The organism is Bradyrhizobium sp. USDA 3240 (assembly GCF_054063295.1).
In genome coordinates this window covers 7,387,628-7,407,239 of the sequence record NZ_JBSSGD010000002.1, presented here as the reverse complement: position 1 = coordinate 7,407,239, position 19,612 = coordinate 7,387,628, and the positions used below count along the sequence as shown (strand labels likewise).

General features: G+C 62.5%; 16 protein-coding genes. 8 read left to right on the top strand and 8 right to left on the bottom strand.

The genetic code is table 11. The annotated features are described in order from the left end of the window. Nucleotides 1-161: 161 nt before the first annotated feature. The 3 genes from ACVIGA_RS35480 to ACVIGA_RS35470 form a co-directional block, all read right to left on the bottom strand. On the bottom strand, nucleotides 162-791 hold the full coding sequence (locus ACVIGA_RS35480; protein WP_223968351.1) for a transglutaminase-like cysteine peptidase: 630 nt from the start codon (nucleotides 789-791) through the stop codon (nucleotides 162-164). A gap of 327 nt (nucleotides 792-1,118) precedes the next feature. After that, nucleotides 1,119-1,781, bottom strand: a complete 663-nt coding sequence (locus ACVIGA_RS35475; RefSeq protein WP_456669662.1) for a nucleotide-binding protein — start codon at nucleotides 1,779-1,781, stop codon at nucleotides 1,119-1,121. A 15-nt stretch (nucleotides 1,782-1,796) separates the two neighbouring features. Then, complete coding sequence (locus ACVIGA_RS35470; RefSeq protein ID WP_456669661.1) at nucleotides 1,797-3,032, bottom strand: glycosyltransferase family 4 protein; 1,236 nt, start codon at nucleotides 3,030-3,032, stop codon at nucleotides 1,797-1,799. A gap of 196 nt (nucleotides 3,033-3,228) precedes the next feature. Here ACVIGA_RS35470 and ACVIGA_RS35465 point away from each other — a divergent pair, with 196 nt between their 5' ends. Beyond that, nucleotides 3,229-4,164 carry a hypothetical protein gene (locus tag ACVIGA_RS35465; RefSeq protein ID WP_223968348.1) on the top strand — a complete coding sequence of 312 codons (936 nt, stop codon included), beginning with the start codon at nucleotides 3,229-3,231 and terminating at the stop codon, nucleotides 4,162-4,164. Between the two features lie 25 nt (nucleotides 4,165-4,189). Beyond that, entirely contained in the window at nucleotides 4,190-6,745 is a 2,556-nt protein-coding gene (locus ACVIGA_RS35460) for a glycosyltransferase (protein ID WP_456669660.1), read from the top strand. On the opposite strand, the gene ACVIGA_RS35455 is transcribed toward ACVIGA_RS35460, so the two are convergent. Then, nucleotides 6,686-9,025: a glycosyltransferase family 2 protein gene (locus tag ACVIGA_RS35455; protein ID WP_456669659.1), complete on the bottom strand. Its 2,340-nt coding sequence runs from the start codon at nucleotides 9,023-9,025 to the stop codon at nucleotides 6,686-6,688. The two genes, ACVIGA_RS35460 and ACVIGA_RS35455, sit on opposite strands and share 60 nt — an antisense overlap. Nucleotides 9,026-9,252: 227 nt before the next feature. On the opposite strand from ACVIGA_RS35455, the gene ACVIGA_RS35450 reads away from it, so the two are divergent. Beyond that, nucleotides 9,253-10,560 (top strand): UDP-glucose dehydrogenase family protein, encoded by a 1,308-nt coding sequence (locus tag ACVIGA_RS35450; protein ID WP_456669658.1) that lies wholly within the window; start codon nucleotides 9,253-9,255, stop codon nucleotides 10,558-10,560. A 137-nt stretch (nucleotides 10,561-10,697) separates the two neighbouring features. Here the strand turns inward: ACVIGA_RS35450 and rfbD are convergent, their stop codons facing one another. Further along, the gene (gene rfbD / locus ACVIGA_RS35445; RefSeq protein WP_456669657.1) at nucleotides 10,698-11,609 is read right to left on the bottom strand and encodes a dTDP-4-dehydrorhamnose reductase; all 912 of its coding nucleotides are present in this window, start codon (nucleotides 11,607-11,609) and stop codon (nucleotides 10,698-10,700) included. Next, entirely contained in the window at nucleotides 11,609-12,163 is a 555-nt protein-coding gene (rfbC, locus tag ACVIGA_RS35440; RefSeq protein WP_456669656.1) for a dTDP-4-dehydrorhamnose 3,5-epimerase, read from the bottom strand. The genes rfbD and rfbC overlap by 1 nt, the downstream gene beginning before the upstream one ends. Nucleotides 12,164-12,272: 109 nt before the next feature. Between rfbC and rfbA the strand changes: the two genes are divergently transcribed. The 3 genes from rfbA (at nucleotide 12,273) to ACVIGA_RS35425 (ending at nucleotide 15,010) form a co-directional block, all read left to right on the top strand. Continuing rightward, on the top strand, nucleotides 12,273-13,184 hold the full coding sequence (gene rfbA, locus ACVIGA_RS35435; protein WP_223968342.1) for a glucose-1-phosphate thymidylyltransferase RfbA: 912 nt from the start codon (nucleotides 12,273-12,275) through the stop codon (nucleotides 13,182-13,184). Then, nucleotides 13,174-14,241: a dTDP-glucose 4,6-dehydratase gene (gene rfbB / locus ACVIGA_RS35430; protein WP_456669655.1), complete on the top strand. Its 1,068-nt coding sequence runs from the start codon at nucleotides 13,174-13,176 to the stop codon at nucleotides 14,239-14,241. The genes rfbA and rfbB overlap by 11 nt, the downstream gene beginning before the upstream one ends. 220 nt (nucleotides 14,242-14,461) lie before the next feature. After that, nucleotides 14,462-15,010 carry a hypothetical protein gene (locus tag ACVIGA_RS35425; protein ID WP_456669654.1) on the top strand — a complete coding sequence of 183 codons (549 nt, stop codon included), beginning with the start codon at nucleotides 14,462-14,464 and terminating at the stop codon, nucleotides 15,008-15,010. A 181-nt stretch (nucleotides 15,011-15,191) separates the two neighbouring features. On the opposite strand, the gene ACVIGA_RS35420 is transcribed toward ACVIGA_RS35425, so the two are convergent. Next, nucleotides 15,192-16,160: a glycosyltransferase family 2 protein gene (locus tag ACVIGA_RS35420; RefSeq protein WP_456669653.1), complete on the bottom strand. Its 969-nt coding sequence runs from the start codon at nucleotides 16,158-16,160 to the stop codon at nucleotides 15,192-15,194. A 163-nt stretch (nucleotides 16,161-16,323) separates the two neighbouring features. Between ACVIGA_RS35420 and ACVIGA_RS35415 the strand changes: the two genes are divergently transcribed. Both ACVIGA_RS35415 and ACVIGA_RS35410 read left to right on the top strand, forming a co-directional pair. After that, entirely contained in the window at nucleotides 16,324-17,493 is a 1,170-nt protein-coding gene (locus tag ACVIGA_RS35415) for a hypothetical protein (RefSeq protein ID WP_456669652.1), read from the top strand. A 163-nt stretch (nucleotides 17,494-17,656) separates the two neighbouring features. Further along, nucleotides 17,657-18,658: an IS30 family transposase gene (locus tag ACVIGA_RS35410; RefSeq protein ID WP_456669651.1), complete on the top strand. Its 1,002-nt coding sequence runs from the start codon at nucleotides 17,657-17,659 to the stop codon at nucleotides 18,656-18,658. Nucleotides 18,659-18,679: 21 nt separating this feature from the next. Here the strand turns inward: ACVIGA_RS35410 and ACVIGA_RS35405 are convergent, their stop codons facing one another. Beyond that, nucleotides 18,680-19,603 carry a glycosyltransferase family 2 protein gene (locus ACVIGA_RS35405; RefSeq protein ID WP_456669650.1) on the bottom strand — a complete coding sequence of 308 codons (924 nt, stop codon included), beginning with the start codon at nucleotides 19,601-19,603 and terminating at the stop codon, nucleotides 18,680-18,682. Nucleotides 19,604-19,612: the final 9 nt, after the last annotated feature.

The following is a 19,612-nucleotide window of genomic DNA, read 5'->3' as shown; positions in this document are numbered from 1 at the left end:
CGGACCGATCCCGCGCGTCACCAAACGCAATCATCGCATCGGTACGACATTCCGTCCGGCGCGGCAAAATGACGGTGAGAATAGCGTTAAGGCCGAAAGGATTTGCTGCCGCAGCGACGGTTAACGCGCCGCAAGCGGCGCGTTGGCTAACTCAGATGTTGTTAGACGCCGGCCTGTGCGAGGGCGGCCCAGCGACCGGGGTTCGCCGGGGTCTGCATCCTGACCCAACGATAGCGCGCCTGCGACCAGTTGCGGATCTGCGCGTTCAGATTGTCGAGTACGACATCGCCGCCCTGGGCGCGGACCACCAGCACGAGATGATGCTCGCCCCAGGAGGTCACGACCTCGCTCAGCAGCAGGTTGCGCATCGGCCAGCCGCGCGCCAGCAGTTCATGGCGCTTGCTGACGGCATAGTCGTTGCAATCGCCGCGTGCCGGGTTGATCAGCCATTCCTCACCGGCGAGGCCGCGCTCGTTGCGCTGTGGCGCGATGCTGCGATTGACCGTGGCATTGACTTCGATCAGGTCGGCCATGCGCTGCTTGGTCAGACGTGTGGCGCCGCCGCGGAACACCATGCGGGCGCGCGGCTTCTGCTTGCATTCGTCGGCATAGCGCATGCAGAACATCATGTAGGCCATCGGCGCCAGCGTCGGCTCGCTGAAGCGGATCTTCTCGACCATGCCGCGCAGCGGCAGCGGCGAGCCGATCATTGCAGCCTGTGTGTGCTGGGCGCTGGTCCCGAGCGCGACGATGGCCAGCAGAAGAGCCATCACTTTCTTGACGTTGTACATTCTTCACTCCCCACAGTGAGAGGAAGCATGTACGGGAAATGTCTTGAGCTTAGGCTCAAGCGCGCGGCGGCATTTGCCTCAAATGCCGAGAGGCGCGCGAGGAGTCCGTTAACCAAAAAAGGTTCGCGCGCCGGCCAGCCTTTCGGTTGCCGAATGATAACGCGCGTGCAGGCCGGCGGATCGCGACTCGATCGCGCTTGCGGGCGATTTCTCCTGCGGTCTCGGCGGACGCCGCCGTCAGACGAAGGGGCCGTTGCGGCGCGGGATTTCTTGTTCGCATGCAGGCATGGTTAGCCTGATGTGAAGCGGCCGGAGCGCTCGGCCAATCTAGACCGTCACGCGTTGCCGGGGTGCGATCCCGCACCAGCTCATGACGAGATCGGCGAGCGTCTTGATCTCGATATCCGCGGGCGTGCCGCTGGCGAAATCGGCGACCGATTGTCCCAGCGCGACGGCGCGAACATAGGCCGACCGGCTTCCGATCATCGGCCCGATCTCTTCGTCGAGCGTATCCAGCTCCTCGATCAGTTGCTGGCCCTCGAGCGTGCGCTGGTCGACGCGGTTCGGCACGATCATGGCACGGAGCGCCGTTCGTCGCGCTGCACGCACCTCTCGCACGATGTCGAGTGTCCGCGCAGTGGCCTCGATGTCGAGGCCCGACGGCGTACAGGGCATCAGCACGATATTGGCGACCGCGAGCACGGCGCCCAGCACCCGGTCGTTGGGCGCGGAATCCACGACGATGATCTGATGCGGAATCTGGCGCATCAGCTTGGCCCATTCGGCGACGGGGCGGGTTTCCGGATCTAGCTGGTAGACGGGGAACGACAAATTGCCGGGCTCGGCCCAGTGACATGCGGACGCCTGGGAGTCGGCGTCGACCAGTCCCACCAAGCCCGTACGCCGATCCAGTTCTGCGGCCAGCAAGACCGCAAGGGTCGTCTTTCCGACCCCGCCCTTGCGCTGGGCAACCGAGATGACAAGCGGCATCGCTAGCTCCTGGCGTTATCCGCCGTACGTGCGCGGGAGGACACCTTCATCGACGAGCGTCAGCATCCGGGGCAGACAGACCCGCCTTGCGTCGTAATTGTCTCGCACAAAGCTCCTCGCCTTCATCCGCATCTTCTTGAAGGCCTTCGGCCGTGACAGCACCGAGACGACCTGATCGGACAGCGCATCAATATCGAAGAACGGCGCCAGCAGGCCGTTGCCGTCCGAGATGATATCGCGAAGCGGGGCGGTGTCGGATGCCACCACCGCACATCCCGCGCTCATGGCCTCCAGCAGCGACCATGACAGCACGAAGGGATAGGTCAGATAGACGTGCACCGAGGAGATCTGCAGCAGCGCGAGATACTGGTCCCGAGGAATCCGGCCGAGGAAATGCACGCGGCGCAGATCAATGTCCGACCTGATCTCGTCCAGGAACATCGACTTCCAGCTCGATCCCTTGGGCGGATTGGCGCCGTAGGATGTCCCGCTGCCGCCGACGATCACCACCTGCGCATTCGGCCGCGCAGCCAATATCCTCGGCAGCGATCGCATGAAGACATGGAAGCCGCGTACCGGCTCCAGATTACGCGAGACGTAGGTGATCACCTCGTCGTCCGCCGACAGTGTCGCACCATTCGGAAGCTGAAACCTGGCGACCGGATTGGGCTTCACCTCGTCGGTGTCGACGCCCTCGTGAATGACCTCGATCTTGCTCTGAAACTCGCGGGGAAAGGTCGACCTCTGCCATGGCGTCGGCGAAACGCCGGAATCGCATTCGGTGAGCGCCAGCAGCGTCGTCGCGTTCTTCAGATGGAGTGCGACATTGCCGTCGAGGCCCGTCATCGGAAACTCGGGATCGAAGCCGACGTCCCGGCCCTCGGCGCCGTAGTAGAATTCGCAATAGAGGATGATCCGCGCCTTCGGAAACATCGTGCGCAGCGGCAGCGTCTCCCCCCAACCGGGATGCGCGAAGATCAGGTCGGGCACGAAGCCCTGCCCCGACAGCGACGACAGCGCATACAGGACCTCCTCGGCACGCCGCGCCTCGACATCGAAGCGGCGGGCAAAGGGATGCACCATCGCGGAGTCCGACTTGGTCGTCGAATATTTCAGCAGCCGGATATCCCGTGTCGTGCTCGCGGTCGATGAACCGACCGCAACGACCTTGTTTCCGGGCTGCTCCGCGAGCGCACGCGCAATGTGGCGGTACTGGGCTGGAAAGTTGTTGTGGACGAAGAGGACGTTCATTGGCGGGCGGGCGCGCCCCCCGGCCGCGCGGTCTTCGATTGGGGTCAGATTCGAGATCATGACCGGCAGGGTGTCTTCGATATGCACGTGCGAACTATCTCACCGGATTAACATTAAGCCCCCTTCTATCACACCAATTTTTGGGGCACACTGTGTGAGAGATATATCGATCATTCCGTTAGGCTCGCAGGCGACCATGAACGAACAGATTCAGCAGAAAACCATCGACCTGGCACGGGGTCTTTTCCTGGTTCGCTACAATGGCGCGGAAGACAAGACATCACCTCCGGTGGTGCGCGTCTATGCCGATCGCACCAGTCTTAACAATTGTAACATCATTACCGGGCCGGACGCGGCCAATGGAACCCTGTTTGCGCCCGAGACCGCGCTGGTCGTGTCGGTGGCCCGGCCAAGCCGCCTGATCGTCGAGGTCACGGCGGGGCGCGCCGGGGGCTCGACCGCCGCCAATATCAAGATCGAACCGCTGACCCAGGGACAACCGGCCGTGCAGCCGATCGGTCAGCCGGCCAGCCAGCCATTCGACACCTACGAGCCCGAGCCTGGCCCTGAGGAACTGAGCGCCCTCAAGCTGCTCGCGCATGTCGCGGGTTTGGGTGACGTGACGGTCGGCCCGAATACGTGGATCGCCGGCCCGGCCGCGCCGGCCCGTATCGAGGGAATTTCGCTCGAATGGCCGAACAAGCCGCACGATCTCAACCTGCAATATGCGGTCAAGTTCGCCCGGCCGCAGCGTGGCGACAACCAGTTCGTTCCGCTCGGAACCTTTGCCGGAACCCGGGGACGCGCGCTGGCGATCACGGGGTTCTCGCTGGAGGCCACCGGCCCCGGCGCGGATCGCTACGCCATCGCCGCGGAAACCATCTTCCTCGGGGCCCCCGCCTTGCGCGTCACCGGCAACCGGATTGTGGTGTCTGGCCCTTCGGGCCGGGAACCCCTGGTGGGCCTCAAGCTCAGCCTCGAAGAGCACCGGGTGCAGGCAGCGCCGCTTGCGCCCCGGCAGCCGATGCGCGTCGAGCCCGCCCCCGCGATGCCGCGCCAGGAGGCACCGCGCCTTGAGGGACGGGTACGCGTGTTCCGGAGCCGCCAGAACGCGGTCAAGACGGCGGGCTGACTATGCGGGCAGACAAGGGCGACACTTGACCGCCGACGCGCGCAGGATCGCCTTTACGTCCAGAACCCTGCACCACGCCGATCTCGAGCGGGCCGCTGTCGGGGCGCTTGAGGCACGTGATTTCCGTCGCGCATTCGGGCTCGCTGACCGCCGCTGCCGGATCTTGCCGCATCCGGGCGCCCGCGCCCATTTGCTGCGCGCCGAAGCGCTGTTTCGCCTCGATCTCAAGGAAGCGGCGGTCGCCAGCGTAGCCAAAGCGCTCGAGCTCGAACCGGACGATCTTGCCGCCGCACGGCGAATGATGGCCTGGGGCGACGGCCCTGCGCAGATCGAAGCCGCGCAAAGCGTCGCGCGACGCGATGACGATCCGGATTCAGTCCGGACCGCGCTCCTGCTGCTCGAGCAGAACGGTCAGGACAGCTGCGCCCGTATCGACTTCCTCGACGAGGAGGTGAAGGGATGGGTGACGTGGCAGCGAGCTGATGACCCGCACCTTTCACTGGCGCAAGCGGATCAATCCAGCACCGTCCAGCTTCCCGCCGATCCCCGTCACAGGTTTGCGCTCAATGGGCGACGTGCTGCGAGCTTCCGACTGATGCGGCCGGCGTCCGCGGCCTCGCAGCACCTCGAGATCGCTCAAGCTGGTCGCGTCATCGCGAGCATTCAGCTCCCCGCCAACCGCGCGCCGGATCGCCGTAACGCGCCACAGCGGCCGCTTCGCGCTGCGAGCGCCGACGCTTCGCCGCTCACCATCATCATTCCGGTGTACCGGGATTTAGCCGCGACGCATGCCTGCATCGAGAGCGCATTGACGGCCGCGGCCTGCACGCCCGGCGCGACCATCGTCGTCGTCGATGATGCCTCGCCCGAACCCGACATCAAGCGCCTGCTCGGCGAGCTGGCGTCCGAGCAGCACATCCGGCTCCTGACCAACGCGCACAATCTCGGCTTTGTCGGCGCGGTCAACCGGGCGCTTGCCGAGACTGATAGCGGCGACGTCGTGCTGCTGAACTCGGACACGACGGTGCCGAAACACGCGCTGCAGCGCTTGCGAACCGCCGTGCAATCGACGCCGGACGTGGGCACGGCGACCCCGCTCTCGAACAACGGCGAATATACCAGCTTTCCAATCCCGAACCGGTCGAACCCCCTGCCCTCGCCCGACGAGCTGGAATTGCTGGACGCGCTTGCCGGCGCGGCAAATTCCGGGATCGCCATCGACATTCCCAACGGCATCGGGTTCTGCCTCTACATCACCCGCGCATGCCTCGACGCCGTGCGTGCGCTCTCCGACGACTTCTATCGCGGCTATCTTGAAGACGTCGACTTCTGTCTGCGCGCCGCGGAGGCCGGCTTCCGCAATGTGTGCATCCCGTCGGTCTTTGTCGGACACGAGGGCTCGCGCTCGTTTCTCGGCGAGAAGCGTTCGCTGGTGCTGCGCAATCTTCGCGTGCTCGAGCACCGCTACCGGCGCTATGCGACGGAGTGCGCGGCATTCCTGCTCGCCGATCCGCTGCGCGATTGCCGCGCGGCGCTCGAGCTCAAGCTGCTCGCCAACGAACCGCGCGCCGCCGGCCCGCAAATCATCCTCTGCGGCTCCGCCGTCGGCCGCGAGATTGCGATCAGGCGGTGCCGGCAGCTCGCGGCGAACAACAAGCGCGGTCTGATCGTGCAGTTCCGCGCCGAGGGACGACGCCAGCTCGCTGCGATCTTCGCGCCGGACGGCGGAGCCCCGCAGTCGATCACACTCGACGTTGCGACACCTGAGGGCCGCGAGGCCCTTCTGAGGTTTCTCACCGATCTCCAAATCCGCTCGCTCGAGATTGCGGAACCGAACCGCATCCCCGGCGCATGTCTCGCGCAGCTCACGCAACACTTCGCCTACGAGCTGCTGATCACCGACACCAGGCTTGCCGCGCGCGCCGCGATTGGATCGGGCCTCCATCCGGACTGGATCGGTCTCGTCGAAGGCGCCCGAGGTGTGATCGCGATCGGCGAAGAGGGAGCAGCCTTTTCGGTGTCGGCTCTCGGCCTGCAAGTGGTCAGGCCGAGCGACCCGCCGGCGCGGCCGGTGCGGCATCCTGCCGTGGACGGCCCGGCGCGCTTTGGCCTGCTTGCCCTGCACGGCAGCGCGGCGGAATTTCGCTTCGTCAGAGCGCTCAGCGATCAAATGGCCGACGCCAATGCAGACGCCGAGATCATCGTGCTCGGTACCACCCTCGACGATCTCAAGCTGATGCAGCGGGCCAATGTGATGGTCACCGGCGAAATCGCCGTCGACGACGTTGCGACGCTGATCGAAGGTCACGGCATCACGAAACTGGTGCTCGACATCGGCGAACCGGCATTCGGGCATCCGTTGGTCGACGCGCTGCTGGCGAGCGGATTGCCGGCCGCCTCGACAGAATGGCTTCCGACACCACCGGGACGTGGCCGAAAGACCGACCTGAAGCTGCCGCCCGGCCTTGATGCCGATGATGCGGTTGCCGCCGTCCTCGACTGGGCGGTCGAAGCCGTGCAGCTACATCCCGATCGGAGGGGCAGTCGGCACCGGCGGCAGGTTGGCGCGCGGCTTCCATGACCGCGGCGGCCATGCGAGCGAAGAGAACGGGGTCGAATCCAGCCCCAGCAGCGGGCTGTAATAGGGATCATCGAGCAGCACCTCGCCCCACTTCGCGCGCAGCATCGCCAGCTCGCGCCCGAAGCGTGCTTTGCGGTCCGGCGCAGAATCGCGGCCGCGGCTTGCCGACTCCAGGTGAACGAGTTTTGCGTCCGGCGTGAATACGATCCGTTTTCCGAGCTGACGCAGCTTCAGGCACAAATCGATATCGTTGAAGCTGATCGGAAAGCGGATCTCGTCCATGCCGCCAACCGCCACGAAATCCCGCTTGCGCATCAAGAGGCAGGCGGCCGTCACCGCCGAACATTCGTGCGCCACCTGGAGCAGATCGCCGTAGCCGGGATCACCATCCATCCGGTCGTTGAAGGCGTGCGCGGCCGAGAAATTGGCGCCCAGCACCACCCCGCCATGCTGCACGACGCTGCTCGGCCAGAGCAGCTTTGCGCCAACGGCTCCGACGTCAGGAGCGGACAGCCGCCACAGCATCTCCGCCAGCCAGCCGTCGTCGAGCGCCTGGACGTCATTGTTGAGGAAGCAGATGTTGTCCGTATCGACGCAATCGACGGCGGCGTTGTTGATGGCTGCGAAGTTGAACGGCCCTTCGACCGAAATGACGTCGATTTCGTCCGCCGAAAGACCCTCGAGATAGTCCAGCGCTTCCGGCTCGCTCGAGCTGTTGTCGACGACGAGAATCCGGGCGTTGGTCTCATGTGCGGCCGGCAACACCGTCTCGATGCAGCGCTTGAGCAGTTCGGCGCGGTTTCTGGTCGGGATGATGATGGTGGTGCGCTCGTTCCAATCGACCGCGCGCTTGACCCGCACGGCTGGAAGAAGCCCCGCTTTCCGCGGCTCGACATTCGCCTCGACGCCAGTCCTGGCCAAATACGCCTTGCTTGCCGCGACCAGTTCGGCGGTCGCGGCGGACACATCAATCCGCGGCAACGCCGCGACTGACCCCGGCAGATGATAGGTTCGCTCAAGCTCGACGCAGCCAATGAAGATGTCGTAGAGTGATGCGGCCGATCGCAGCGCCTCCACGGCACGTTCCCGGCGCACCCCAAAGCAATACGCGCCATAGCCCTGCTCGAGTGCACGTTCGAGATCGAATGCCGAGAACGCCAGCGGCCAGACCGCGCCGGCGCCGCCCGAGACCTCGACGTCGCCATAGACGAGATCGCAGCCGGACTCGGCCGCGAACACATCGGCGAAGCGCTGCAAGGCATCTTCCGCAAGGATCGTCCCGCTCAGGCAGAAGACAAAGAACGCACTGTTGGCGGCATCGCCGTCGACGAACTCGCGCGCAGCGCCAGAATCGAACTGACTGAAGCCCCGCGCCGGCAGAGACACCGCCGACCAGGCCGCGTGCCGCTGGGCCTCCAGGCTCTCGATGCTTTCGTCCACCCTGGCATCCCCGATCAGGACGACCGCGGCCTCGGATGGAACGTCAGGCGGTGCTGGCGGCGAGAAGCGCTCTTTCCAGCTGCGATAAGTGTGAAACGGCACCGAGGCAGGCAGGAGCTGATCGAACAATTGGCCGCGCAGCCGCTCACTATCCCAGCGTCCGAGCTCGGCGATGGTCTGCTCCAGCCCACGCTCGAAAGCGACGAATGCGACCGGCTCGGAGATCAGGCTCCGTCCCGAAATGGTCCGCGCGGACAGCCCGCGCACGCGACCGTCGGCAAAATGCTCGGGCAGATGAAAATCGATCCGGCGGCCGACGCCGAACTCGCTGCCGCGCGCAACGTTGGTCCACCCGGTCGGCTTCACGGTCATCACCGGCCGTTGCGCGATCAGGATCTCGATGTCTTCGTCGACGTCCTGCGAGAGCCAGCCCTCGAAGCGCAAGCCTCCGGCCCATTTGATCTCGCTGATTCGGTGCCACTGCGCTTCCGGTGCAGCGACGTCGCAGCGAATCGGAGCACCGACCGGACTTCCGATATTCGCCAGTCTTGCCTCGATGATCGCAGCGTTCGCGCTGACCTCATCCTGCACGTTGAACGTAAAGCCAAATCGACCGTCGCCGATTCCGGCGTCGGCAAGCTCTGTTACAAACTCGTCACACAATGATGACATGTATGGCTCGCCGTCGACCAGCAGCTCGACGGCGTAGCGTCGGGTCGGATCGGCGCGGTCATAAATAAATCCAGAAAACGTGGTGCGATCGTATCTGGAGAATTGCGTCTGCAACGACGCGTATTCAGCTCCTGAGGGCCTCTGCTTGCCAATCGTCTTCGTGCTCATGTCCACCCCTCAAACGGCGGCCCGATTGTCGGTCGATTTCAAGTTGAGAATGTGTCCATGGCGCGCCCTGGGTGACTAACGAGCACTCAACTGCACTGAGGCCATCACCGTTTGCACAAAAAGCCGCCGAGCTTCAACACAATCGATACGCTATAAAACTTGGCGTTATCGGCTTCAATTGTGCTAGTGCTAACTCCTCCTCTCCACACTGATCGACGAGCGGATTCATGAAGATTGCAATGGTTGGAACGGGATATGTAGGTCTCGTATCCGGAGCGTGTTTTGCCGATTTCGGCCATCAGGTCGTGTGTGTCGACAAGGACGCCGGCAAGATCGAAGCCCTGAAGCGCGGCAAGATCCCGATCTACGAAACCGACCTCGATAAGCTCGTCGAGACCAATACCGCCGCCGGACGGCTGACCTTCACGACGGAGCTTGCCGGGGCTGTCGGCGACGCCGATGCCGTCTTCATCGCGGTGGGGACACCCTCGCGGCGCGGCGATGGCCACGCGGACCTGAGCTACGTCTATGCTGCCGCCAAGGAGATCGGCGCAGCGCTGAAGAAGTTCACCGTGGTGGTGACGAAGTCGACGGTGCCGGTGGGCACCGGCGACGAGGTGGAACGCCTGATCCGTGAAACCCGTCCCGACGCGGATTTCGCGGTTGCTTCGAACCCCGAATTCCTGCGCGAAGGCGCCGCGATCCAGGATTTTCGCCATCCCGACCGGATCGTCGTCGGCACCGAGGACGATCGGGCCAAGAGGGTGATGGGCGAAGTCTATCGCCCGCTCTATTTGAACCAGGCGCCGATCCTTTATACCGCACGACGCACGGCGGAATTGATCAAATACGCCGCGAATGCCTTCCTCGCCACCAAGATCACCTTCATCAACGAGATCGCCGATCTCTCCGAAAAGGTCGGGGCGAACGTGCAGGAAGTCGCGCGCGGCATCGGGCTCGACAACCGGATCGGAACCAAGTTCCTGCATGCCGGCGCAGGCTATGGCGGCTCGTGCTTCCCGAAGGACACCCGCGCCCTGTTCAAGACGGCGCTCGATCACGACGTCCAGCTCAAGATCGTCGAAGCCACGCTGACCGCGAACGACAACCGCAAGCGCGCGATGGCGCGCAAGGTCGCCAACGTGCTCGGCGGCGAGCTGCGCGGCAAGACGATCGGCGTGCTTGGCCTGACCTTCAAGCCCGATACCGACGATATGCGCGAGGCACCGTCGATCCCGCTGATCAACGGCCTGATCGACTTCGGCGCGAGCGTTCGCGCCTACGATCCGGTCGGCATGGAGCAGGCCCGCAAGGAATTGCCCGAGATCGCGTACTGCAAGGACGCCTATGAATGCGCCCACCAGGCGGATGCGCTTGTCATCGTGACCGAGTGGCGTCAGTTCCGCGCGCTCGATCTGAAGCGCATCAAGCAGGAGATGAAGCATCCGGTCGTCGTCGACCTGCGCAACATCTACCGTCCGGACGAGATGGCCGCGCACGGCTTCACCTACGACAGCATCGGCCGGCCGCGCTAAGCGGCCGCGCCGGCGCCGCCTAATCCAAAAGCGCGATGAGGTTGAATCCTCATCGCGCTTTTTGCTTGTTGTCTCACGATCAACTCAGCGCAAATGCCTGGCATTTGCCGCGGGGAATCCGCTCCGCGCTTTGGGCTCTAGGCGTGGGCGGGCGCACCGAGCTGGACATACGAGTCCAGCTCGCTTGCGAGCGCTTCCTGCCACGTCGGCATCGAGACCCCGAACTGCGCCTTGAGCCGCGTCAGATCCAGTCGTGAATTGCCCGGACGCACCGCCTTGGTCGGGAAATCGGCCGTCGCAATCGGAACGATGTTGTCGACCGCGAGCGTGACGCCACGCGACCTCAGCCCGCCGACAATAGCGGTTGCAAAGCCGTGCCAACTGGTTTCGCCGGCGCAAACGAGATTGACGACACCGCCCCTGCGCGCGAGCTGATCATGCAGCGAGGTGATGTTCGGCAGGACGATGCCGGCGACCGCGCTCGCAATCGCCTGTGCCGTTGTCGGCGCGCCGATTTGATCGGCCACGATCCGCAGCTCCTTACGCTCGCCGGCAAGCCGCGCAATGGTGCGCAGGAAATTCGTGCCCTTTGCGGCATAGACCCAGGAGGTGCGCGCGATCAGATGCGCCCCGCCTGCCGCCTGGATCGCGACATCGCCGGCAAGCTTGCTTGCGCCATAGGCCGACAACGGTTCGGTCGGGCTGTCCTCGCGCCACGACCGGTCGCCCGAACCGTTGAAGACGTAGTCCGTGGAGAAATGCACCAGCGGCACCCGGTTCGCCGCCGCCCATTTCGCCAGCGCTTCGGGCCCCTTCGCGTTGACCAGGAACGCCAGCTCGCGCTCGTCCTCGGCGCGATCGACGGCCGTATAGGCGGCGGGATTGATGATGAGATCGGGCTTCAGTCGCTCAAGCTCGCCCGTCAACATCTCCGGCTTCGCGAGATCGAACTCCGCGGTCGGCGGCGCGATGATGGTGCCATGGCCTTCCAGCAGAGGCTTGAGCGCACTGCCGACCTGGCCGCGCGTTCCCGTCAAAAGAATCCGCATCAGATTTGTCCATAGGTCGGAAGATTGCTGGCGTCGGCGAGCAGCGGCGCATCCGCATCCTTGGCCGACAGCTGTGGCTTATCGACGCCCCATTTGATCCCGATCGCCGGATCGTTCCACCGGATCGAGAGCTCGTTCTTGGGGCTGTAGAAGTCATCGCATTTGTAGAAGAAGTCGGCCGTTTCCGAGAGCACCACGAAGCCGTGGGCAAAGCCGCGCGGCACCCATAGCTGACGGCGGTTGTCCTCGCTCAACTCGACCGCGACATGCTTGCCGAAGTTCGGGCTGCCGACACGCACGTCGACGGCAACGTCCAGCACCTTGCCGCGCAGCACGGTCACGAGCTTGCCTTGGGTGAGCGGGTTTTGCAGGTGCAGCCCGCGCAGCACGCCATAGGCCGAGCGAGACATGTTGTCCTGCACGAAGGGGCGCGTGATGCCGTGCTCGACATAACGGGGCGACTGGTAGGTCTCGAGGAAGAAGCCGCGCTGGTCGCCGAACAGCTTCGGCTCGACGATCAGAACTTCAGGAAGCTCGGTCTTGATGACGTTCATTTAACATTTGTTCCAGTTCGATGCGCCAGAAATGTTAATTTCCACCTCATAACAAACTTGTGCGGCGCACGCTATATGTTATGTTTTGATAATCAAACTGTGAGGGACCATGAAAGGCATTATCCTTGCCGGTGGCACCGGCTCGCGCCTCTATCCGGTGACGACCGTCGTCTCCAAACAGCTGCTGCCCGTCTTCGACAAGCCGATGATCTATTATCCGCTGTCGACGCTGATGCTCGGCGGAATCCGCGATATCCTGATCATCTCCACGCCGCAGGACAAGCCGCTGTTCCAGCGCCTGCTCGGCGACGGCAGCGAGATGGGCGTCCGGTTCGCCTACGCCACGCAGGAGACCCCGCGAGGCCTCGCCGACGCCTTCATCGTCGGACGCGAGTTCATCGGTGATGACTCCGTTGCCCTTGTGTTAGGCGATAACATTTTCTACGGCCACGGCCTGCCGAGCATGCTGTCGGCCGCCTCGATCCGCAAGAAGGGCGCCACCGTGTTCGGCTACGTCGTCAACGCGCCGGAACAGTACGGCGTGATCGAGCTGGACGGCACCGGACGGGCGCTGTCGATCGAGGAGAAGCCGAAACGGCCGAAGTCCAACGTCGCCGTCACCGGCCTCTACTTCTACGACAATGACGTGGTCGACATCGCCGCCGGCATCAGGCCGTCGCCGCGCGGCGAGATCGAGATCACCGACGTCAACAAGGCCTATCTCGAACGCGGCGATCTCTATGTCGAGGTGCTCGGCCGCGGCTTCGCCTGGCTCGACACCGGCACCCATTCCTCGCTGGTCGAGGCCAGCCATTTCGTCCAGATCCTGGAGCAACGCCAGGGCTTGCGCATCGCGTGCCCCGAGGAGATCGCGCTGCGCCAGGGCTACATCTCGCTGGAAGCCTTCGCGCGGGTGGCACAGAAGACCGCCAAGAGCAGCTACGGCGAGTATCTGCTGTCGGTCTACCGCTCGTTCCAGGGGCAGCCCCGCCCAGCCGAGGTCTTCAAACATGCGGTTTAAGGGATCGACGATCTTCGTCACCGGCGGCGCGGGCTTCATCGGCTCCGCCGTGGTCCGGCACCTGCTGCGAGACACCCACGCCCGCGTCGTCAACATCGACAAGCTGACCTATGCGGCAAACCTGGCCTCCCTGCCCGGCTCGACCGAGAGCCTGAACTACACCTTCGAGAAGGCCTGCATCTGCGAAGCGCAGGTGCTGCGCCGGCTGTTCGAGAAGTATCAGCCCGATGCGGTGATGAATCTTGCCGCAGAAAGCCATGTCGACCGCTCGATCGACGGCCCCGGCGAATTCATCCAAACCAACATCGTCGGTACCTTCACGATCCTGCAGGAGACGCTGCGCCACTGGCGGACGCTCTCGCCCGAGAAGCGCGACCAGTTCCGCTTCCTGCATATCTCGACCGACGAGGTGTTCGGTTCGCTCGGCGACGACGGCCTGTTCACCGAGACCACGGCCTATGCGCCGAACTCGCCCTATTCGGCCAGCAAGGCATCGTCCGATCATCTGGTGCGCGCCTGGCGCGAGACCTACGAGCTGCCGACCCTGGTGACCAACTGCTCCAACAATTACGGCCCTTATCATTTCCCGGAAAAGCTGATCCCGCACATGATCATCAAGGGGCTCGCCGGCGAGCCGCTGCCGGTCTATGGCGACGGCCAGAACGTCCGCGACTGGCTGTTCGTCGAGGATCACGCCAAGGCGCTGACCTTGGTGCTGGAGCGCGGTGAGGTCGGCGAGACCTACAATGTCGGCGGCCGCAACGAGCGCACCAATTTGCACGTCGTGGAAAGCATCTGCGACCTGCTCGACGAGGTCGCGCCGGCTGCGGCGGGCCCGCGGCGCCAGCTGATCAATTTCGTCGCCGACCGGCCCGGCCACGATCGCCGCTACGCCATCGACGCCACCAAGCTCGAGACCGAGCTCGGCTGGCGCGCCGAGGAGAATTTCGAGACCGGCATCGCCAAGACAGTGCGCTGGTATGTCGACGAGCAACCCTGGTGGCGCGCGATCCTGGAGCGGGGCTACAAGGTGGAGCGCGTCGGGCTGAACCAGTAGGCGCCGGTCGCTCCGGATCACCGGCGCGAATTGCGATGATCACCTATCGGCCGGCGGATGTCCGCGCGATCGGATTCAAATTTGCGAGCTGCAGGCGGGAATGAACTGAGCGGCTGATCCGGATGCGCAACGGCGTGCTGGCATCAGGCACGTCGAGCGCCTCGGGCGACGACAAGCTGCTCTCGGTCGCAAGATATGGAGACGTCAATTGCTACCAAGAATGTCGAAGGAAGAAGCGGATCTTTTCCTATCATTCGTGAGAAATAGCCGCGACTACGTCGAATTCGGAACGGGCGGAAGCACGGTCGTTGCATCAAAGCACGTCAAGAATTCAATTACGTCGGTCGATTCCTCACGGGGATGGCTGGACCAGGTCGATCGCGCCTGCACCTCGAGCCGCACAAAGCCTCATTTGACATTCATCGACATCGGGCCGACCGGCGAATGGGGTTTCCCGATCGATCCGTCAACGAAGCCACGCTGGCCAGACTATCATTCGACAATCTGGAATACGCCCGGCAGCGCCCACGCCGATCTGTATCTCGTCGACGGTCGCTTCAGAGTTGCGTGCTTCGCCCAGATTGTCCTGCACTGCAATCCGGCTGCAATCATCGGCATGCACGACTTCAGCTCGCGCCCGGCCTATCATTGTGTCAGAGAGATAGCCCGCGAAATTGCAACGGCCGGCGACATGTCGTTCTTCGTGCCGCTTGCGAACAGAAAGGCCGCGGAAGCGATACTTCAGTCGTCTAGCGCAGAGCCGTCCTAAGGCGCTTTCGAACGAAGCTGGCACGTTTGCGCGCCTCAAAACAAGAAGCTGAGCCCCGGCAATCACAACCGAGGCTCAGCCGGGAGGCCCCGCCGATATAGGTGGAAGACTACATTGGGTGGCCTGCCGTCTGATCGCTAACGGCGGTAATGGCCCCCGGGCAACCAGGGCAGATCCAACCTCAAGAAGGCAGCATCTCAGCGCAGAGTGCGCCAAAGGAAGCACCGAACTCGGCAAAGACGCGCGCCTCATCGGGCGACGCAAATTCAACCTTACCCGACTGTTCAATTCGCATCGATCCGGCTGCCAGCGGAGCCTGTTCGGAGCCGGGGTCTTCCCGAAGAGAAAGCATCCGCTTGATCTCGGTGACGTACAGCTTCTCGTTTTCGGTGGCACGCGATAAATCTCGTTCCAATACTTTCTCGACCGAATCCCCACGCTGCATGAATCCCCGAGCAATCAGCTTGTTGAGATTGGCACGAACCCTCTGCGCTGGAGACAGCGTGGCCATATGCAGCAGGAAGAATCCAAACAACGGCGTGGGAGCCTTCTTTCCCTTCGCGATTTGGCAGTTGTGATTTACCTCTCCCGACAGAGGCGAAGCAGCTGAACGGATCAAGGGCTTGCCCCAGGTCAGGCCATTGCGCAGTGTGCCCAAATCGGCGCCGCATAGCATCCTGTCGCGATAGGAGGGCGCGTTGTACAGCCAGGTCGATGGGATGAACGCGCCGCCTTCCCTGTCGTTCAAGTGACGCAATATCGAAGCGTCGCTCGTGAAGCGTTCGCCGTCATAGAACGCCAGAAACTCGTCTGTATCCAGGAAGCAATAGAAATCGGAAGAAGCCGACAGGCTGGCGTAGAGCGCCTCGAAATTCTTGGGGTTGTGCAGGTTGTTGTGAAATCCGCCGAAACTCGCGAGCAGCAAGTCCGGCCCCAATTCCTTGTAGGTCGACAAGACCTTGCCGTCCGAGGATCCATTGTCAAAAATGATCAGGTTGGAGCTGCCCACAATCTGCTTGTGATGGGCTACCCAATCCGCAAGGAAAAACGGGTCGTCCTTTGTCTTAAGGACAATCTTGAGCGTTCCACGGGTGCTGCGGATACGATCACAAATCCCAGTCGATTCATTTTCCCATGCAACCATCTGCATCAAACGCGGTCCCTGTGCGTTGCAACTAACATCGATCGGTTCTAGCCGATCTAAGTTCATCGCGCCGAAAAAGTTTGGCCTAACATTGGCCTTACCATTTGTTGATCATTAGGGTGTTTTTGAGGAGAATCAACAGGATGTTTGGGAAAACAACGACGGGTGCATGAACATGCTGACGCGACGATTGTTTCTGGCCCTGGGCTCGGCTGGCCTTAGCTATAGCTTTGGGCGCGGCCTCGCAGCCAAGCAAGTGGCCACCCCCACCGGTCGGCCTCTCGTGGGCGCGCTCAGGTGGGACGCGTGGTACGCGCCTGGATCAACGCCCACCAAAGCAGTCGAAACATCGCTCTCTCCCCAGCAGTATCATTGGCGAGTTCCGTTCTTCGCGAGAGAGACTACAGGAACGAACCGCGCCGAGGTTGCCTTCCCGGAGATCACGCAAGAGACGATCGACAAGGAGATCAAGCAGGCCGTCTTCGCAGGCATCGACTACTGGGCCTTTGTCGCCTACGGCTCGGGCGATCCGATGTCGAGAGCTCTAAAGATGTTTAGAGAAAGCCCAATCAAGAAGGAGATTTCGTACTGCATTTTTACGGAATTCCCTCGATTTGGCTCCCACGACAAGGAAAGTCCGCTGCTTGACGAGCATGTCAAGCTCATGGGCGACGACAATTACCTGAGAGTCGCGGGTGGCAGACCGTTGTATTTTCTCGGCTTCATACACGTTGGCGACGTTGATAAGCGGTGGGGTGGGATAGAGAACCTTCGGTCCCAGATCATGCAATTCAGAGCCCGCGTAAGCGACGCAGGCCACGGAGATCCGTACCTGGTACTCACCGGCGATAAGAAACTGCTTTATGAACAGGGCGCTTTTCTAACTGCCGACGCGGTCAGTTCCTATGCCGGAGTTTACGGTAGTGTCCGTGGTTCTTATGCCGACCTTGCACGTGGCGCGGAGCGGGATTGGAATGAACTGGCCAAGAGCCGTCTGCCCGTCATCCCCACCGTGATGACTGGCTGGGACCGCCGTCCGCGCATCGAACGTCCAGTACCGTGGGAGGCCAAGCAGCGCCCTGGCGTGGGAATGGAAAACTTCTTCATTGCGCCGACCGGGCCGGAGCTGTCGGATCATCTGCATCGCGCGATAGAATGGAGGTCTGCTCAGCCGGCCGAGCTGAAATCTCCTGCCATCCTGATCTATGCCTGGAATGAAAACGACGAAGGTGGATGGTTGGTCCCCACCCTGCCGTGCAAGACCGAGCGCCTGGAGGCATTGCGTAAGGTCCTGAAGGATCTTCGCGAGCAATCCAAGGGAAAGCCGAACCTTTGCTAGGCGTTCACGCGCGAGTGAATGCCGGTCCGCCGATTCCACCGTTCCGTTCCGATTTGGTCGGAACGGAACGCTTCAGCTCCCACAATGTAACGGGCGGATGGCGTCTTGAGTCCCCCCCTGAGTTCACAAACGAAGTGCAACACTTCCTTGAGGAGGTGTTGCCATGGGGCGGACTTACAAGCAGCTCTCTCTGGACGACCGATGCGAGATTGCCTGTCTATCGGCCAATGGCAGCTCGGTCCGGCAAATCGCGGCAGCTCTGGATCGCTCGCCATCAACAATCTCTCGGGAACTGAGCCGTAATCGGAGCGTTCAGGCTGGCTACAAGCCAAATTATGCCCAGCAACAGATGCGAGCGCGGCGCTGGACGGGCGGACGCCTCGAACGGGAGCCCGTCCTGCGCCGCGCGGTGTTGCAACGCCTTCGCCGAGGTTGGTCGCCGGAGCAGATCGCCGGCCGGCTGGCCCGCGAGTGCGGGCACAAGGTGATCTCCCACGAGACCATCTACCGCTTCATCTATGGCCAACTCAGGCGCACCTCGGACTTCAGCTGGCGACGCTACCTGCCGCGCGCCAAGAGCAAGCGCGGCCTCCGCGGCAAGCGAGGCGGCAGCCCCGCAAGCTTCATCGAAGGCCGTGTTTCCCTGGCAAATCGGCCCCTTGAGGTTGCCGACCGTAGCGTCGCCGGGCATTGGGAGGCCGATTTGATGATGTTCTCGAAGTACGGTCAGGCCGTGCTGACCGTGCATGAGCGCACCTCTCGCCTGCTGCTCGGCATCCGCCTTGCCAGCAAGGTTGCGCGCGGTGTCGCACGCCATCTCGTCCGCTTCTTCGCTGCCCTTCCACAAGAGCTGCGCCAGACCGTCACCTTCGACAACGGCACCGAGTTTGCCGGTCACTTGGCGCTACATCGCCTCTCGATCGAGACCTTCTTCTGCGATCCCCACGCGCCCTGGCAGAAGGGTGGTATCGAGAACGCCTTCGGCAGGATGCGCCGCTTCATCCCTCGCAAAACGGATCTCGTAACCCTCTCGACCGCCAGATTCCGCCAGTTCATCGCCACCTACAACAACACCCCACCACGCAAATGCCTTGACTACCGCACGCCTGCGGAGTCCTTTGCCGATCAAGTGTTGCACTTCGAGTGTGAATCCACCCCCCCGTGATCCGGCGCCGGCCGCATTTCTCTAGCGCCATTCAGCCGGAACCGTCCACTGGTTCTTCTCGACTGTCCTGTGCTCGGCCATGTAAGGCGCGTACAGTTGCCGCATCCAATAATTGAAGTTCGGGTAGTTCTTTATCAGCCGATAGAAAGCGTCCCCCATGTTCAGAGGGCTGAGGCAAGTCCGGTTGGACGGCCTGGAGACCATCGCGCGCAGCGAATAGGTCTGCATACAAGCCTTCGTTTCGCTTTCGGCCACCGAACTCAGTCCACGAAAACTGTTGGATGCGTGCAACCGATACATATATTGATCAGCTTCGATATATTTTGGTTCAACGATCGTGATCGCCCGCAGCGCGAATTCCCAGTCGTGACAATATTTGAGGTCGGCAAACCACCCCGTCCGCCTCAACAGTTCTGCGCTCAACACAAAATTTCCCGTTGACGCCGCGATCTGCGACTCCAAGAAGGACCAGGACAACGGGCGATCGGCACCTGCAGCCTGACTGGTGGCGTATCTGAGGCGCGCTGGAAACTGAAAGCTGTTGATGGATTTCCCATTTTCGTCGATTGGCTCAATCGCGGAAAATCCGAAGAACAGTTTTTCAGCGCCGTGGCGGCCGACAAATGCCTCGACCCGCTCCTTGGAAAAGGCATCGTCCGAGTTTAGCAAGAACAGCATTTCGCCTGTCGCAAGGGACAGAGCGCGATTCCAGGTGAAATGAGCTCCCATGTTCGCAGGATTCTTGAGCAACTTGCATGATGCAAAGCGCTTGGTGAACGATTTCCGCTTTAGAAGCCTCTCGGCCAATTGGAAGCTGTTGTCCGGCGAGTTGTCGTCGACAATTATCAGCTCGAGTTCAGGATATGTCTGATCGAAAACCGTCTCGAGGCAGTGCTCGAGATAGGCTTCGTGCTTGTAGCAAGCAATCACCACGCTAGCTAACATTGGATCCTC

Coding starts and splice junctions, on each gene's coding strand:
- ACVIGA_RS35425 (WP_456669654.1), top strand. CDS start 14,462: ATGTCGAAGGAAGAAGCGGATCTTTTCCTATCATTCGTGAGAAATAGC.
- ACVIGA_RS35415 (WP_456669652.1), top strand. CDS start 16,324: ATGAACATGCTGACGCGACGATTGTTTCTGGCCCTGGGCTCGGCTGGC.
- ACVIGA_RS35465 (WP_223968348.1), top strand. CDS start 3,229: ATGAACGAACAGATTCAGCAGAAAACCATCGACCTGGCACGGGGTCTT.
- rfbA (WP_223968342.1), top strand. CDS start 12,273: ATGAAAGGCATTATCCTTGCCGGTGGCACCGGCTCGCGCCTCTATCCG.
- ACVIGA_RS35475 (WP_456669662.1), bottom strand. CDS start 1,781: ATGCCGCTTGTCATCTCGGTTGCCCAGCGCAAGGGCGGGGTCGGAAAG.
- ACVIGA_RS35470 (WP_456669661.1), bottom strand. CDS start 3,032: ATGAACGTCCTCTTCGTCCACAACAACTTTCCAGCCCAGTACCGCCAC.
- ACVIGA_RS35480 (WP_223968351.1), bottom strand. CDS start 791: ATGTACAACGTCAAGAAAGTGATGGCTCTTCTGCTGGCCATCGTCGCG.
- ACVIGA_RS35405 (WP_456669650.1), bottom strand. CDS start 19,603: ATGTTAGCTAGCGTGGTGATTGCTTGCTACAAGCACGAAGCCTATCTC.
- ACVIGA_RS35410 (WP_456669651.1), top strand. CDS start 17,657: ATGGGGCGGACTTACAAGCAGCTCTCTCTGGACGACCGATGCGAGATT.
- rfbB (WP_456669655.1), top strand. CDS start 13,174: ATGCGGTTTAAGGGATCGACGATCTTCGTCACCGGCGGCGCGGGCTTC.
- ACVIGA_RS35450 (WP_456669658.1), top strand. CDS start 9,253: ATGAAGATTGCAATGGTTGGAACGGGATATGTAGGTCTCGTATCCGGA.
- ACVIGA_RS35420 (WP_456669653.1), bottom strand. CDS start 16,160: ATGCAGATGGTTGCATGGGAAAATGAATCGACTGGGATTTGTGATCGT.
- rfbC (WP_456669656.1), bottom strand. CDS start 12,163: ATGAACGTCATCAAGACCGAGCTTCCTGAAGTTCTGATCGTCGAGCCG.
- rfbD (WP_456669657.1), bottom strand. CDS start 11,609: ATGCGGATTCTTTTGACGGGAACGCGCGGCCAGGTCGGCAGTGCGCTC.
- ACVIGA_RS35455 (WP_456669659.1), bottom strand. CDS start 9,025: ATGAGCACGAAGACGATTGGCAAGCAGAGGCCCTCAGGAGCTGAATAC.